The organism is Paraburkholderia sp. SIMBA_030, from assembly GCF_046535245.1.
Classification (GTDB): Bacteria; Pseudomonadota; Gammaproteobacteria; order Burkholderiales; family Burkholderiaceae; genus Paraburkholderia.
In genome coordinates, this window is sequence record NZ_JAWRXB010000305.1 from 1 (window position 1) to 285 (window position 285).

At 65.3% G+C, this 285-nt stretch carries 1 pseudogene; it reads left to right on the forward strand.

Going from position 1 to position 285, the window contains the following annotated elements:
• Window positions 1-285, forward strand: a pseudogene (locus SB772_RS40115) (allantoinase); the annotation flags it as partial.

The following is a 285-nucleotide window of genomic DNA, read 5'->3' on the forward strand; positions in this document are numbered from 1 at the left end:
CGACAACTATGGCGACGACCTGCCGTTCTGGATGGACGTCGCCGTGTCGGGCGGCGGCACGTCGCCGCAGCTGATCGTCCCGTACACGCTCGATACGAACGACATGCGTTTCGCGACGCCGCAGGGCTTCAACACCGGCGAGCACTTCTTCGACTACCTGCGCGACGCATTCGACGTGCTGTACGCCGAGGGCGACGAAGCGCCGAAGATGCTGTCGATCGGCATGCACTGCCGACTGCTCGGACGTCCTGGGCGCTTCCGCGCGCTGCAGCGCTTTCTCGATCA